Origin of the sequence: Micrococcoides hystricis (assembly GCF_042434215.1) — a bacterium.
GTDB classification, from domain to species: domain Bacteria; phylum Actinomycetota; class Actinomycetes; order Actinomycetales; family Micrococcaceae; genus Micrococcoides; species Micrococcoides hystricis.
The window spans coordinates 1-14,027 of the sequence record NZ_JBHLUB010000003.1; the positions used below are offsets into that span (position 1 = coordinate 1).

General features: G+C 58.0%; 13 protein-coding genes. 3 read left to right on the top strand and 10 right to left on the bottom strand.

The window, feature by feature from the left end; all coding sequences use genetic code 11:
- Nucleotides 1-428: 428 nt before the first annotated feature.
- Nucleotides 429-1,733 carry a tyrosine--tRNA ligase gene (tyrS, locus tag ACFFFR_RS02670; RefSeq protein ID WP_377457986.1) on the bottom strand — a complete coding sequence of 435 codons (1,305 nt, stop codon included), beginning with the start codon at nt 1,731-1,733 and terminating at the stop codon, nt 429-431.
- Nucleotides 1,734-1,809: 76 nt separating this feature from the next.
- A complete protein-coding gene (locus tag ACFFFR_RS02675) occupies nt 1,810-4,095 on the bottom strand; it encodes a UvrD-helicase domain-containing protein (protein WP_377457987.1) in 2,286 nt (761 codons plus the stop codon).
- A gap of 102 nt (nt 4,096-4,197) precedes the next feature.
- Here ACFFFR_RS02675 and ACFFFR_RS02680 point away from each other — a divergent pair, with 102 nt between their 5' ends.
- Complete coding sequence (locus ACFFFR_RS02680) at nt 4,198-5,244, top strand: hypothetical protein (RefSeq protein ID WP_377457988.1); 1,047 nt, start codon at nt 4,198-4,200, stop codon at nt 5,242-5,244.
- Between the two features lie 174 nt (nt 5,245-5,418).
- Here the strand turns inward: ACFFFR_RS02680 and ACFFFR_RS02685 are convergent, their stop codons facing one another.
- Genes ACFFFR_RS02685 through ACFFFR_RS02695 form a run of 3 tightly spaced genes read right to left on the bottom strand, consistent with a single transcriptional unit; the run spans nt 5,419 to nt 8,494 of the window.
- Nucleotides 5,419-5,733: a thiamine-binding protein gene (locus tag ACFFFR_RS02685; RefSeq protein ID WP_377457989.1), complete on the bottom strand. Its 315-nt coding sequence runs from the start codon at nt 5,731-5,733 to the stop codon at nt 5,419-5,421.
- Nucleotides 5,730-7,205 (bottom strand): argininosuccinate lyase, encoded by a 1,476-nt coding sequence (gene argH / locus ACFFFR_RS02690; RefSeq protein ID WP_377457990.1) that lies wholly within the window; start codon nt 7,203-7,205, stop codon nt 5,730-5,732. The genes ACFFFR_RS02685 and argH overlap by 4 nt, the downstream gene beginning before the upstream one ends.
- Before the next feature lie 44 nt (nt 7,206-7,249).
- Nucleotides 7,250-8,494 (bottom strand): argininosuccinate synthase, encoded by a 1,245-nt coding sequence (locus ACFFFR_RS02695; protein WP_377458113.1) that lies wholly within the window; start codon nt 8,492-8,494, stop codon nt 7,250-7,252.
- Between the two features lie 143 nt (nt 8,495-8,637).
- On the opposite strand from ACFFFR_RS02695, the gene ACFFFR_RS02700 reads away from it, so the two are divergent.
- Nucleotides 8,638-9,078: an ankyrin repeat domain-containing protein gene (locus ACFFFR_RS02700; RefSeq protein ID WP_377457991.1), complete on the top strand. Its 441-nt coding sequence runs from the start codon at nt 8,638-8,640 to the stop codon at nt 9,076-9,078.
- 65 nt (nt 9,079-9,143) lie between these two features.
- Here the strand turns inward: ACFFFR_RS02700 and ACFFFR_RS02705 are convergent, their stop codons facing one another.
- The gene (locus ACFFFR_RS02705) at nt 9,144-9,629 is read right to left on the bottom strand and encodes a MarR family winged helix-turn-helix transcriptional regulator (RefSeq protein WP_377457992.1); all 486 of its coding nucleotides are present in this window, start codon (nt 9,627-9,629) and stop codon (nt 9,144-9,146) included.
- A gap of 105 nt (nt 9,630-9,734) precedes the next feature.
- Here ACFFFR_RS02705 and ACFFFR_RS02710 point away from each other — a divergent pair, with 105 nt between their 5' ends.
- Entirely contained in the window at nt 9,735-10,280 is a 546-nt protein-coding gene (locus ACFFFR_RS02710; RefSeq protein WP_377457993.1) for a YceI family protein, read from the top strand.
- A gap of 19 nt (nt 10,281-10,299) precedes the next feature.
- Here ACFFFR_RS02710 and argR read toward each other — a convergent pair whose 3' ends face one another.
- From argR to argB, 4 genes are read right to left on the bottom strand one after another with little or no spacing between them, the layout of a single operon-like run.
- A complete protein-coding gene (argR, locus tag ACFFFR_RS02715) occupies nt 10,300-10,818 on the bottom strand; it encodes an arginine repressor (RefSeq protein ID WP_377457994.1) in 519 nt (172 codons plus the stop codon).
- Nucleotides 10,815-11,768, bottom strand: a complete 954-nt coding sequence (argF, locus tag ACFFFR_RS02720; RefSeq protein ID WP_377457995.1) for an ornithine carbamoyltransferase — start codon at nt 11,766-11,768, stop codon at nt 10,815-10,817. The genes argR and argF overlap by 4 nt, the downstream gene beginning before the upstream one ends.
- A 6-nt stretch (nt 11,769-11,774) precedes the next feature.
- A complete protein-coding gene (locus tag ACFFFR_RS02725; RefSeq protein ID WP_377457996.1) occupies nt 11,775-13,055 on the bottom strand; it encodes an acetylornithine transaminase in 1,281 nt (426 codons plus the stop codon).
- 4 nt (nt 13,056-13,059) lie between these two features.
- Nucleotides 13,060-14,025, bottom strand: a complete 966-nt coding sequence (argB, locus tag ACFFFR_RS02730) for an acetylglutamate kinase (protein WP_377457997.1) — start codon at nt 14,023-14,025, stop codon at nt 13,060-13,062.
- Between the last annotated feature and the right edge of the window lie 2 nt (nt 14,026-14,027).

A 14,027-nucleotide genomic window follows, 5' to 3' on the forward strand; every position in this document is an offset into this window, starting at 1 on the left:
ACACACCCCAAACGAGAAAAGGATGCACAGGCCATACCAATCAAAAAAAATCGGTATCAACAAACATGACACACTATTGAGATATCAAACAACGAAAATTTGTTTTACTGCTTTTGATTCTCACCTGAAGCGGTGAGTGGCAGCTCCTCAAGTTTACTGACTGTTTTCTTTCCTGTCAAATCGGCGTTTCGGCCTGTCAACCGGAAATTCTGTTCAGTTCTTGAGCTGTGACTCTGTTCGCTTCCCTGATCTCCTTGCGGATCTCGTGGGCTGCTCCCTGAGCACGAGAAACAACTATACAGAGATTTTGGGGCTTTGCAAAATCTCCGCCTCGCCACCCATGTCGAGAAACTATTTACCCCCGTACTTCCTTGAAAATACGGGGGTAAATGAATCTATGGGATGTGGCTCACATAACCATTGTGAGCCTATTTTTTGGCTGCTGCAGCAAGATTTCGCTTGCCACGACGCAAGATGGCCAAGCTGTCATGTAGGAAGTAGTCCCCGATGACCTGTTCACCATCACTGATCTTCTGGTTATTGATGTAAGCGCCGCCATCTCGAATAGTGCGGCGTGCCTCCGAGTTTGAGGAAACCAAACCGGATGCGACAAAGGCCTCAACGATAGAGGTCTGTTCTTCAACCTCGGTCACCTGGAGTTCTCCAGTGACCGATTTCAAGGTTGCAAGATCAATTTCGCCCAAGTCACCTTGGCCGAAGAGAGCTGCAGAAGCGTCGATCACTTTCTGCGTGTTTTCTTCTCCGTGCACCATGGCTGTGACTTCCCATGCCAACTTGCGCTGAGCAGCCCGTGCGAAAGGACGTTCTTCGACTTCCTTTGCCAGTTCTTCAATTTCAGCACGGGTCAGGAAGGTGAAGACCTTGAGTCGGTCGATCACGTCAGCATCTGCGGTGTTCAACCAGAATTGGTAGAAGGTGTACGGCGAGCACATCTCGCCATCCAGCCAGATGGCGTTACCTTCCGACTTACCGAACTTGGAACCATCGGAGTTGGTGATGAGCGGGGTGCCGAACGCGTGCACGCTCTTGCCTTCCACTCGTCGAATCAGGTCGGTGCCGGTCGTCAGGTTGCCCCACTGATCGGAACCACCGGTCTGCAGCACACAATCGTACTGACGGTACAACTCCAGGTAGTCGTAGCCTTGCAGTACTTGGTACGAGAATTCGGTGTAGGAAATGCCTTCATCCGAAGCAAGCCGTTTGGCGACGGTTTCTTTCTTGATCATGGTGCCAACACGGAAGTACTTTCCGATGTTGCGCAGGAACTCCAGCGCCGAGATTCCCGCCGTCCAGTCAAGGTTGTTGACCATGCGGGCGGCGTTGTCCCCTTCGAAGGACAGGAAGCGTTCGATCTGCGAGCGCAACCGTCCGACCCACTCTTCGACGACCTCGGTCGGGTTTAGCGTGCGTTCACCGGTCTGACGTGGATCCCCGATCAAACCAGTGGAGCCACCAACAAGCCCGAGGGGTTTGTGCCCGGCAAGTTGCAGTCTGCGCAGCACGAGAATCTGCACAAGGTTACCTAAGTGCAGTGAGGGGGCTGTCGGGTCAAAGCCGCAATAGTACGTGATCGGCTCTCCCGCTAATACCTCTTCGAGGGCTTCCTCGTCAGTGGAGACATGGACCAACCCGCGCCATTTAAGTTCTTGCCAGATATTGGCAAAGCTTGGGTCGTTCGACTGAAGAGCAGGAGTTGCTTTCGTAGCGTTCACGTTTTCTAGACTCACTTGATGTTTCTAAAATGCCGGCGTTTAGTGTGGGCCGGATTCCACGTTTTCAAGATACCAATCAAAGCAGAGACTGCGGTAGTTGCTCGGTGCTGATGACAGCCAGCTGGTTTGTTGCGCGCGTCATGGCAACAAACAAATCGCCACTACCTTGATCAGCCGCAATACGCAGCGGTTCAACGAGCGCCACAACGTCGAACTCCAGGCCTTTAGCTTCGGTGGCTGTGAGCACCACGAGGTTCCGTTCCACCGTTCCGGCACCAGTTCCCAGTCGTTCAGCAAACGAGCTCGAGAGTGGCCCTTGCAGGTTTTCCTTCAGGTCAGCCGGAACGATGATCGCCATCATCCCCTGTTCCGGTAGTAGACGTTGGACTAGTTCGTTTACCGTTTCGGCCAAGTCTGCTGCGGTCGTGTAGATCCGTTCCGGCGCGAACTCCCCGACCCGTACCGCCGAGGTGTGGGTATACGGCAGCTGCTGTGCGGCAGCCCACGAGTGGGCCAGATCCATGATCTGCTCGGGCGTACGATAATTCACCGTCAGGGCAGCTTCCCGATAGCGGTCCTCGACGACTGGGGCCATCGCCTCTGCCCAGCTTCGTGCCGAAGCTGGGGCCGAGGCTTGCGCAATATCCCCGACGATCGTGAAAGATTTCACCGGGCAGCGTTTCGCCAAGAACTGCCACTGCATGGGCGAGAGTTCTTGTGCCTCATCAATCACAATATGGCCGTAGGTCCATTGACGCTCCCGTTCCAAGCGTTCAACGTCTGACAGGCTTGGACCGCCTTCGCTATTGAGTGCAGCCAACTTGTCAGCGTCCAAGAATCCGTCGATGCCCATTTCAGCCATCTGGGAACGAACGTTTTCTACCGCTTGCTGTGCATTTTCTAAGTCACGTTGGGCTTGGCCGTTCGAGCCTTTGGCGCCCCGGACCGGCAACGGACCCAACAGATCCATGGCCAAATCTAACAATGGCAGATCGTCTTCAGTCACCCCGTGCTCTGCATCTCGCAGCAGTACCGACCGATCAGCTTCGGAGAGGAAGAAAGCAGCGTCAGCCAAATAGTCCGGTTTGCTGAACAATTCGCTGATCAGTTGATGGGCATCCAGGGGCATCCAGCAAAGGTTGAGTGCCACTTTGACGTCACGGCTGTTGCGTAGCTCGTCCATCATGATGGCTTCATCCTGATGCTTACCTGGCATCGCCTTGGCCAAGACCTTTTGGTACTGCTCCAACAGACGCCGCAACACGGTTTTGACGAAGACTTCGCGCGCCTGATTGTGCGGCTTCTCGCTATTGCGGGCTGTCTCCAGTGCCTTGGAAATTGTCGATGTCTTCAGGGTCAGGTCATGTCCGCCTACCCGGAGGGTTCGGTTTTCAGCAATTCGGCGCTGCCTGAGACTGACGGCATTGTGTACCACGTCAGCCATGAACTGTTGCCCTTTGAGGTATCGGGCACGTGGATTCACTTCCTCTGCTGTGACCTGGACCCCGGGCAACATGGTTTGCAGGGATCTGAGGCTGACACCGGTTTCACCTAGCGCTGGTAAGACACGTTCAATGTAATGCAGGAAAGCATCAGAGGGGCCGATCAGCAGCACACCGGAATTCTCTAGCCGGTCACGGTGCGTGTACAGCAGGTATGCTGCCCGGTGCAGCGCCACGGCAGTCTTACCCGTTCCGGGACCGCCTTGGACCACCAAGGCTTGGTTGATCGGCGCACGGATGATGGCATCTTGTTCGGACTGAATTGTGGCAACGATGTCCCCCATCTGCCCGGTCCGGTGAGCGGTCAATGCAGCCAGCAGAGCGCCTTGGCCTTGGAGAGTCTGATCTTCGTTGAGCAGCTCCGGGTCTAGGACGTCGTCCTCGATGCCACGAACCTTGCGTCCTGCCAGCATCAGGTGCCGGCGGCGGCGCACCCCAAGAGGGTCAGCGGCCGTGGCCTGGTAGAAAGAGGACGCTTCAGGTGCGCGCCAATCGACAAGGAGCCGGGTTTGGTCCGTCTCGGAGAGCCCCAACCGGCCGATATACCGGGTTGTGATGGGACCGTCTTCTAAATCCAGCCGACCAAACACGAGTCGCTCATCGACCGCTTCAAGTTGGGCGATCCGGTCCTCGTACAGGGTTGCGAAAGAGTCCCGCTCGGACACGTTTTGCAGCGAACCTTGCGCTCCGCCACGGCGTAGTTGGGCTAGTTGTTGTTGCTTCTCCGCGTGGAGTTCATCCAACCGGTTGTAGCATCGATCAACATGGGCCTGTTCTCGCGCGAGTTCCTGTTGATAGATCTCGCGCTCAGCGCGTTCAGTGCTGTGCTCGTGCGTAGCGTCAACAGCCGTGCTTTTCAACGCGGGGAACTCCTACTGTCCGATGGGCTTTTCTGACCAACAATCATATAACGGGCGGCACCCGCGCAGAGAATTCGGCGTGCAGACCCCTAAGATAGGTCTATGCGGTATCGGCTCCTGATCATCACTGCGCTGGCCTTCTTTTCGGTGACAGTGCTGGGATTGCCGTGGGTGATCAGCGTCAGCAAGTTGAACATGGATGAATCTCAGTCCGTGTTAACTGTTTACCCCGGTGAAGATCCCGCAGTCATGAAAACGGCGCTTCCTGAACTGCGCCAGCATCCTGATGTCGAAGAAATTATTCCACTGATGCATCTCGAAGGTAGCCTTCGCCAGCAGGGTGTGGACGTGCGAGTCGAATCGTTCAGGCCTCACGTCGTTTCGGTCCCCACCGCAACGGCAGCGGACTTCGCTGCTGAGCCAGCCCTACTGGTGCCGCGATCCATTGGAGATCAGAACCTGGCTCATTTGTCCGGTTCAGAAGTTGAGCTCTCGCTCATCGAATACGACGATGAGGGGCGATCTGAAACACATGTCCTGCCCGTGAAGATCGTGGGGGTCTTTGATCAAGGATGGTCGTCCCTGCCGCCGGAAACCGTGCTTGCTTCACCCGCTCTAGTGAAACAAGTCGACTTCATCGACCAAACCATTGGCCCCTTCCATGTCGTCCTCAAGCCGCAAGTTGATAGTGCAGCCACCATCGACGATATCTTTGCCCTCGGGCTGAACGCCCAAGAGGAATCCCTGTCGATTGGCACCGAAATTTTCAGCCGCGTCCTGCCGTGGGTTGTGGCGGTGGCTTTCGGTTTGTACATCTTGGTTCTGGCTCGCCAGATACGCAAGGTCGCCACTGAGGCATCCCTGTCGAAACTGGGCCGGCGCTGGACGTTTATCCGATACTGTCTATCCCAGACTCTAGTCGGGGGCATGGTTGGTATTGGTCTGGGCGTCGGGCTGTGCGCGCTGATCGCCTACACGACCTTCTTGCGGGATCTTTCGTTGGAGTCCAGCATCTGGTTCTCGATGGTGGGATTACTCGGTAGCGCGTTGACCCTGCAGGCGGTGATTGTTGCCATCATCGCCGCGGTGGTGTGGCGCCAAGCGCTGGAGTCAAACTCGTTAGAACACTTCGCTGAGCTTTTCGCCTAGCCCCTCAGCGTCCCAATGCGGGCATACAGTCCCAGACACAACGAAGGACCACCGTCACGATCCAACTGGTCGTTTCCCGTCAGGTTCGCCGTTGGGCTAAGGCGGTGGTCCTCGTTATTCAAGGAAGGCCGTTTTCTGCCTACGCCGGCAGAAGAACAACTTATGTGACCTAGGTTACACCCCTGTGCCCCGGTCAGCAAGGTATTTCTCGACCCGGTCGACTTTCCCGTCAAGCTCGCCATCATGACCTGGTCTGATGTCCGCTTTCAAAACCAGCGAGACCCGGGAGCCATATTTCGCGCACACCATCGTTGCCTCTTTGACGACCGCCATCACTTCGTCCCATTCACCCTCGATCTCGGTAAACATGGAGCTGGTACGGTTGGGCAATCCGGAGGCACGGACCACAGCGATGGCCTCGGCGACCGCCTCGTGTACAGACGCGTCGGGTCGGTCGGTGGATGGGGCGACGGAAAATGCAACGATCATGACAATAGCTCTGAAGGTTGGGCGTAGGCGCGAGCTTGCTCCAGTTGTTTCTTGAGTTCTTGAAGCTGTTGGGCCACGGCGGAGGGTGCGGTGCCGCCTTGGGCGGAACGAGAGTTCAGCGAGCCTTCGGTGGTCAGCACGCCGCGCACCTGCGGTGTCAGATGTTCGGAAATCTCTGCGAACTCCTCATCAGTCAGGTCCCACAAGTCCCCGCCTTTGGCTTCAGCCTTTTGAACGGCTTCCCCGGAGAGTTCATGAGCGACGCGGAATGGCACGCCTTGGCGTACAAGCCATTCGGCAACATCGGTCGCCAGCGCGAATCCTTGCGGAGCCAATTCGGCCATCCGTTCGGTGTGGAAGGTCAGTGTGGCGATCATCCCGGAGACGGCTGGAAGCAAGAGCTCCAGGGTGTCCGCAGCGTCGAAAACTGGTTCTTTGTCTTCCTGCAGGTCCCGGTTGTAGGCCAGCGGCAGACCTTTCAGCGTGGCCAACAGTCCGGTCAGATCGCCGATCAGACGTCCGGCTTTTCCGCGTGCGAGTTCGGCCACGTCCGGGTTCTTCTTCTGCGGCATGATCGACGAGCCGGTTGAATAGGCATCGTGCAGGGTGATGAAGGACGCTTCCTTGGTGGCCCAGAAAATGATCTCTTCGCTGATCCGGGATAAGTCGACACCGATTTGCGCGGCGACCCACGCGAATTCAGCAAAAACATCGCGGGCCGCGGTTCCGTCGATGGAGTTGTGGCAAGCAGAGTCAAAGCCCAAGTCCGCGGCCACCGCCTCCGGATTGAGCCCCAGCGAGGATCCCGCTAAGGCACCAGAACCGTATGGGGACACCGCAGCGCGTTTGTCCCAGTCCATGAAACGTTGGACGTTGCGCAGCAGCGGCCACGCGTGCGCCAGCAGGTGGTGGGATAGCAGCACCGGTTGGGCGTGCTGTAAGTGGGTGCGGCCAGGCATGGCAGCATTGGGATGCGCCTCGGCTTGCATGATCAGCGCGTCGATGGTTTCGATGACGCCTGCGGCAATAAGCCGGGCATGGTCCCGGAGGAACATCCGTCCCAACGTGGCGATCTGGTCGTTTCGCGAACGGCCCGCCCGGAGCTTACCGCCGAGCTGTTCACCGGCGCGCTCTAACAGACCACGCTCGAGCGAACCATGGACGTCCTCGTCTGACTCGGCAGCCACGTAAGCGCCGGATTGCACGTCCTGATCCAGCTGCTCTAGGGCCGCAAGCATGTCTGTCAGTTCTTGTTCATCCAGCAGCCCCGCACTGTGGAGGACCTTTGCGTGGGCTTTGGAACCGGCGATGTCATAGCGGGCCAAGCGCCAGTCAAAATGCGTTGATTTGCTCAACGCGGCGAGCGCATCAGCTGGTCCTGCCGCAAAGCGACCACCCCACAGGGCCCCTTCGTTCGTTCCACCGGCAAGATTTTCCGATGAATTAGACGCATGGTTAGTTGGGTTGGTCATTGCACTCCTTTACGGCGGACCAGCTTCAGCTTCAGTAGTTGGTGTTAGTCGTTGCTGAGTTCTGCAACGTCGGAGAGATCGTCAACGGCACCCTTGACACGGATGTCACGGCCGGAGGCGACCTTGGCGGAGAGCCCGAAGATGTCGATGAAGCCTCGGGCCGACGACTGGTCAAACGTGTCACCAGTGTCGTAGGTGGCCAAACCGAAGTCGTACAGCGACGTGTCGGAGCGACGGCCCTGGATGGTAGCGCGGCCACCGTGCAGTTCCATGCGGATTTCACCGGAAACGTACTTCTGGGTGTCCTGGATGAAGGTGTCCAAGTTCTGCTTCAGCGGGGAGTACCACTGGCCGTCGTAGACCAGCTCGGTCCAGCGCTGACCGACGGTGCGCTTGAAGCGAGCCTGTTCGCGCTCCAAGGTCACGTTCTCCAGTTCCTGGTGGGCGGTGATCAGAGCCATCGCGCCGGGAGCTTCGTAAATTTCGCGGGACTTGATGCCCACAAGGCGGTCTTCCACCATGTCGATCCGGCCAATACCTTGGGCGCCGGCACGGCGGTTGAGTTCCTCGATCGCCTGCAGCGGGGTGACTGGACGGCCGTCCAACTTGGTTGGGATGCCCTGGTCAAAGGTAATGGTGACCACGTCTGGCGCCGGCGGGAAAGCAGGATCTTCGGTGTAGTCGTACACGTCCTTGGTCGGACCGTTCCAAATGTCTTCAAGGAAACCGGTCTCGACGGCGCGACCCCACACGTTCTGGTCGATCGAGAACGGGTTCTTCTTGGTGGTCTCGATCGGCAGGTTGTGAGACTCGGCGTATTCGATGGCCTTGTCACGGGTCAGGGCAAGGTCACGCACCGGTGCAATGCACTTCAAGTCCGGGCCCAGAGTCTGAATGGAAACTTCGAAACGGACCTGGTCGTTACCCTTACCGGTGCAACCGTGAGCCACGGTGGAGGCGCCGAACTGCTTCGCTGCAGCAACAAGGTGGCGAGAGATCACCGGGCGAGAAATGGCGGAGACCAGTGGGTAACGATCCATGTAGAGCGCGTTGGCCTGCAGGGTTGGCATGCAGTACTCGTTCGCGAACTCGTCCCGAGCGTCAGCAACGTAGGCTTCAACGGCACCACAGTCGAGCGCGCGCTGGCGAACAGTCTCGAGCGACTCGCCGCCCTGTCCAACATCCACTGCGACCGCAATGACTTCAGCACCGGTGGCTTCGGCGATCCAGCCGATTGCCACGGAGGTATCCAGACCGCCTGAATAGGCAAGAACAATGCGTTCTTTCACCATGACTCCTCAAAAAGAATTTGTTGTTATGCATCAGTCTACATAATTATGCACACCGGAACATTCCGTTACATACAGTCTACTGAGACAGCCAGCTGTTGCAGCATTTTCGCCCCCGCAGCATCTGCGGTAGCTTAAGTTGCATGACTCACACCCCAGATCAGGAACCAACACAGTCCGACAGCGATCAGCCAGCCGAGCTTTCTCCGCAGGCTCGCGAGTTCTTAGAGCGCGCGTTCGACATGACTCGCGGCGGGGATGAAGCCAAACTCCTCATGCTGCTTCAGCAGGGCCTGCCAGCGAACCTGACCAATGAGAATGGTGACTCATTCTTGATTTTGGCTGCGTACAACGACCACACCTCCCTCGCCCAGACTCTGCTGAACAAGCAAGCCGACGTGAACTGGGCAAATCAGCGCGGCCAGACCGCGCTGACCTGTGCTGTCTTTAAGCAGAACATTCCGCTGATTCAGCTGCTCCTCAACGCTGGCGCCGACCCGGATGCCGGCGAACAGTCGGCAACCCAAGTTGCACAGATGTTCGGAACCGAAGAAATTCAAAACCTGCTGGCGCAGAAAAAATAGGCCACCGGCACCTCCAGCCAGGCACGCGGCGTCCTTGCCGCTGTCGTGGCCTGAGTGTGAATCCCCTAGCCGCTGAGGCGCTCGTTAACGCGGGTAGAGATTTTTCGCAGGACGGAGCCGAATACCTCCAGCTCGTCATCGTCGATCTCGTCAAAGAACAGTTCACGGACGGCCTGAACGTGTCCGGGCGCAGCTTTTTCGATGGCGGCCCTGCCTGCTGCCGAGATGTGCACCCAGGCTCCGCGCCCATCTTCGGAGCAGAGCCGCTTTTCAACAAGTCCACGCTTGGCCATCCGCGCAACTTGGTGCGACAGGCGCGAGCGCTCCCAGCTCATCGCTTCCGCAAGCGCCACAACGCGCATTCGGCCTTGAGCATCCTCACTCAACCGAACCAACACCTCGTAGTCCGGCAAGGTTAGATCTGAATCCTCCATGAGCTGACGGTTCAGGACGGTTGGAAATTTAGATATTAAGGAAATCCACTCACGCCATGCCACCTCTTCGGAGGCATTAAGCCACTGGACGTCTTCCATTACACTCCCCTTAGTCATGCCTTAATCATATCCTAGTTGACACGTCACATACATTTGGGCTAAGGTAAGTGACATATCAACAACAAGCGTGAAATGTTCACAACGCTTCTGAAAGGAACAAATATGACCGCTCTGCAGAATCTCGAAGGTACTTTCTCCGCCGATCCAGCTCACTCCCGCATTGGCTTCTCGGTCCGCCACATGATGGTTTCCAAGGTGCGCGGTGAATTCAATGACTACTCCGTCACCGCGAACTTCGCTCAGAACGCTAAGCCGCAGGTTGAGGTCACCATTGAAGCTGAATCTGTCGATACCGGTAACGCCGATCGCGACACCCACCTGAAGCAGGAAGACTTCTTTGGTTCTGAACAGTTCCCACAGATCCGCTTTGTGACCACTGACGTGACCCCAGTGGATGAAGACACCGTCAAGGTCTCCGGTGAATTGACCATCCGCGAAACCACCAAGCCAGTCACCTTGGATATGGAAGTTGGTGGCGTCCTCGTTGACCCATACGGCCTGCAGCGTGTTGGCCTGGAAGGCAAGACCTCCATCAAGCGCTCCGAATACGGCGTGAGCTTCAATGCCGCTATGGAAACCGGCGGCGTCGTGGTCTCCGACAAGGTTGACTTGGAAATCGAACTGGCACTGGTGAAGCCAGCTAACTAAGTTTCTGCGCTAAGTTCTCTTAACGTGTCATGGCCAGCAGGTCAGCAGCCAAAGCTGCGGCTTGCTGGCCATTTGTCGTTATCAGCAAGATTGAATCGTCGCCGGCAATCGTGCCAAGCACACCTTCCAAACGTGCTTGATCGATCGCTGAGGCTAAGAATTGTGCGGCCCCGGGTGGGGTGCGCAGCACTACGGTATGTTGTGCGTGCGCTACCGAGACGAGTAGTTCACGGCACAATGCATTGAGCCGGTTCTCGCTGGAGGCACGGTACTGGCCTGTAGCGGCTTCGCCAGTTTCATCACTGATCGCGTAAATGAGTTCGCCCTGCTCGCTGCGGACTCGCAACGCGCCTAAGTCCAAAAGATCTCGCGAGAGCGTGCCTTGGGTTGTTTGGATTCCTGCCTCTGCTAGAGCTTGCCGCAGCTCGGTCTGCGATCGGATTTGCTCGGTGGCAATGATCGCACGGATCTGCGCATGCCGGGCTGCTTTGGTGCTCGGCATGAACTCTTGTCGCTGCTCGTTGGAGGCCTGGCTCATCGTCGGTTCTCGGCCGCCAATCCGTTTTGCACCATGAGCCAGTGCATCAAGGCTTTCTGGGCGTGAAGCCGGTTCTCGGCCTCGTCAAAGACGACGGAGGCTGGGCCGTCTATCACGTCAGCGGTGATTTCATATCCGCGATAGGCCGGCAAGCAGTGCAGAACAATCGCGTCATCGGCCGCCTTGGCCATGGCTGCGGTGTCTACCGTGTAGTCGCGGAAGAGTTTGAGCCGGGCTTCCTTTTCGTCTTCTTGGCCCATCGACACCCAGGTGTCGGTGGCCACCACGTCCGCTCTCGCCAGCGCTTCGTCCGCGCTGGTGGTGACGAGGACCGAACCGCCGGTTTCTTGGGCACGGGTTTCGGCTGCCGCTACGACGGCTGGGTCCGGCAGGTAGCCCTCCGGGCCAGCGATACGGACGTGCATCCCAGCCGTGACACATCCCAAAAGGTAGGAGTTGGCCATGTTGTTGGCCGCATCTCCTAGGTAGGCAAGGCTCAAGCCTTCTGTCTTGCCCTTGTGCTCCCGCACCGTCTGCAGGTCGGCCAGGATCTGGCACGGATGGTACTCATCCGACAGCGCATTGATGACCGGAACGGTAGCGTGGGCAGCCATTTCTTCGAGCCCCTGCTGCGCGTAGGTTCGCCAGACGATTGTCGACACCATCCGGGTGATGACCTTGGCCGTGTCAGAGACCGATTCTTTGTGCCCGATCTGGGCTTCACCCGGGTTGATGATCAGCGGGTTGCCACCCAGCTCAGCGATGCCGGCCGCAAACGAGAACCGGGTTCGGGTGGAGGTCTTGTCGAAGATGACCGCGACGGTCTGTGGCCCAGCAAACGGCTTGTACCCGTACCGGTCTTTCTTCATGCGCGCGGCAAGTTCTAGGACCTCACGCTGTTCTTCTTGGGTGAGATCTGTGTCGACGAGAAAGTGTCGAAGCGTACTCATCTTGCACTACCCTTTCTGCTGCGCAGCCGCATAGAGCTCAGGCAGTGCCTGGCAGAACTCATCGAGTTCGGCTTCGGTGATCACCAGTGGTGGAGCGATGCGGAGCGTGTTCGGGCCGGTGGCGTTGAGGATGAATCCTGCTTCCAATCCTGCTGCGACCACGGCGGCGCCAATGCCTGAGGAGTTCTCAACAGGTTTCAGATCAACGCCGATCAGCAGGCCATGTTCACGAACCTCAGCCACGCAGTCGAGCCCTTCCAAGGTGGCGGCAGTCTGCCGCCCCTTTTGTTTGGCGTGGCTCAACAGCTGCTCTTCCTCCATGACGGAGATTGTCGCGAGCGCGGCGGCTGTCGCTAGCGGGTTGCCACCGAATGTGGTTCCGTGCTGGCCAGGCTGCAACAGTTCGGAGGCCTCAGTTCCGAAGGTCAACATGGCACCAATCGGGAACCCGGCCCCCAGCCCCTTGGCTAGGGTCATGGCGTCAGGCTGTACCGAGCCAAGTTCTGCCTCGACCCCTTGGTGGGCGAACCAGCTGCCGGTCCGGCCCATACCTGACTGCACTTCGTCATAGATGAGTAGGGCCCCGTGTTCGCGGGTGAGAGCGCGAGCCTTTTGCAGGTATTCGCGACTCAAGCCGTACACGCCGGCTTCGCCTTGAATCGGTTCCATGATGACGGCAGCCACCGTCTCATCAATGTGCTGCTCCAGCGCAGCGATGTCTCCGAAGGGAATGTGTTCAACGCCTGCAGGCATGGGCTCAAAGGGAGTCCGGTACTGGGTCTTGGCAGTCATGGCCAGCGCCCCGATCGTCCGACCGTGGAAACCCCGTTCCAGAGCCAAGATCCGGCGTCGCTGACCGCTTGGGTCGGCATTTCCGTGGCGGCGTGCCAGCTTGAAGGCGGCTTCGTTCGCCTCGGTCCCCGAGTTGGCGAAGAACACCTTGGAGCCCTCCGGTGCCTGAGCCAGTCCGAGGAGCTTTTCAGCCAGTGCGATCTGGGTCGGCGAGGTGAACAGATTGGAGATGTGTCCCAAGGTGCTGGCTTGGTCGGCAATCGCTTTGACCCACTTTGGGTGGCAGTGTCCGAGCGCATTCACCGAAATCCCGGCTAGCAGATCCAGATAGCTCTTGCCGTTGGCGTCCCATACACGGCTGCCTTCCCCTTTGACCAAGGTGCGGCTCGGGGAACCAAAGATGCCCAAAATGGCGTCTTGGTAACGCTGCAGCAGTGTTTCTTGGCTCTGACCGGTGGCCAGTTCCGAGGTGAGACCAGGGTTTTGTGTTTGCATAGGGTTAGTGTTCATCTCCATCTGGGACGACTTGGGTGCCGACACCGGCAGTAGTAAAGACTTCGAGCAGCATTGAGTGCGGTTGCCGCCCATCGACAATGTGGGCGCGGTCTACACCGTTCTTGACGGCAGATAGGCACGCAGTCATTTTCGGGATCATGCCCGACTCGAGATTCGGCATCATTTCTTCCAGCTCGCTGACCGGGAGCGAGGAAATGAGCGAGGACTTATCGGGCCAGTTTCCGTACAGGCCTTCCACATCGGTCAGGATCACCAGTTTGGCGGCATTGAGTTTTGTCGCCAGCGCCGCGGCGGCAATGTCCGCGTTGATGTTCAGTACTTGGCCGGTGGGGAGGTTGTCCTCATCGAACTCTGGGGCGATGGTGGAGATGACTGGGATACGGCCACCTTCGAGGATGTCCTCGATCGCCGCCGGGTTAACCGAAACGACTTCCCCGACATGGCCGATGTCCACTTTCTCACCGTCGACCGTGGCTTTCATGCGGTGCGCTTCGAGCAAGGCTGCGTCCTCACCGGAAAGTCCGACCGCGTAGGGGCCGTGGGAGTTGATGAGGTTGACCAGTTCTCGGCTGACTTGTCCGGTGAGCACCATGCGGACCACGTCCATGGTTTCTTCGGTTGTCACCCGGAACCCGCCACGGAATTCGGATTCGATTCCGAGCCGGGAAAGCATGGCATTGATCTGTGGTCCGCCGCCGTGCACCACCACCGGTTTAATGCCTGCATGGTGCAGGAAGACGATGTCTTCGGCGAACGCTTTGCGCAGCTCGTCGTTGAACATGGCGTTGCCACCGTATTTGATGACCATGATCGAACCGGTAAAGCGCTGGATCCAGGGCAGGGCCTCGATCAACACTGCGGCTTTGGCCTCAGCTTGGCGTACCGGGTCTACCGTGTCCGGTTCAATGACCCGCAAGGTGGCCGTCGGTGGGTGGAAGTCTTGATCCATGG

Excerpts from the sequence above, each read along its gene's own strand:
- ACFFFR_RS02680 (WP_377457988.1), top strand. The coding sequence starts at position 4,198 with ATGCGGTATCGGCTCCTGATCATCACTGCGCTGGCCTTCTTTTCGGTG.
- ACFFFR_RS02685 (WP_377457989.1), bottom strand. The coding sequence starts at position 5,733 with ATGATCGTTGCATTTTCCGTCGCCCCATCCACCGACCGACCCGACGCG.
- argH (WP_377457990.1), bottom strand. The coding sequence starts at position 7,205 with ATGACCAACCCAACTAACCATGCGTCTAATTCATCGGAAAATCTTGCC.
- ACFFFR_RS02700 (WP_377457991.1), top strand. The coding sequence starts at position 8,638 with ATGACTCACACCCCAGATCAGGAACCAACACAGTCCGACAGCGATCAG.
- ACFFFR_RS02705 (WP_377457992.1), bottom strand. The coding sequence starts at position 9,629 with ATGACTAAGGGGAGTGTAATGGAAGACGTCCAGTGGCTTAATGCCTCC.
- ACFFFR_RS02710 (WP_377457993.1), top strand. The coding sequence starts at position 9,735 with ATGACCGCTCTGCAGAATCTCGAAGGTACTTTCTCCGCCGATCCAGCT.
- argR (WP_377457994.1), bottom strand. The coding sequence starts at position 10,818 with ATGAGCCAGGCCTCCAACGAGCAGCGACAAGAGTTCATGCCGAGCACC.
- argF (WP_377457995.1), bottom strand. The coding sequence starts at position 11,768 with ATGAGTACGCTTCGACACTTTCTCGTCGACACAGATCTCACCCAAGAA.
- ACFFFR_RS02725 (WP_377457996.1), bottom strand. The coding sequence starts at position 13,055 with ATGCAAACACAAAACCCTGGTCTCACCTCGGAACTGGCCACCGGTCAG.
- argB (WP_377457997.1), bottom strand. The coding sequence starts at position 14,025 with ATGGATCAAGACTTCCACCCACCGACGGCCACCTTGCGGGTCATTGAA.